Genomic DNA, 357 nt, shown 5'->3' on the forward strand with positions numbered 1-357 from the left:
GGCAGGCGGTGGCCTATGCCAAAAAGCACAATGTGCCGGTGGTGCTGACGCTGGGTACCAAATACGTTATCGCCGATAACGTGCCGTGGTGGCGCGACTTCCTCAAAGAGAACGTCTCGATTCTGGCGATGAATGAAGAGGAGGGGCACGCCCTGACCGGTGAGAGCGATCCGCTGATGGCGGCGGATAAAGCGCTGGACTGGGTCGATCTGGTGCTCTGCACCGCCGGGCCGGTCGGCTTATATATGGCGGGCTTTACCGAAGATGAGGCGAAGCGCAAAACCCAGCACCCGCTGCTGCCGGGCGCGATTGCCGAATTTAACCAGTATGAGTTTAGCCGTGCGATCCGCCATAAGG

The 357-nt window shown here is 59.7% G+C and carries 1 pseudogene; it reads left to right on the forward strand.

The annotated features are described in order from the left end of the window. Nucleotides 1–357: pseudogene (locus AC1DD5_RS25825) on the forward strand (hypothetical protein); the annotation flags it as partial.

Source organism: Paenarthrobacter sp. 10L420 (genome assembly GCF_056395385.1).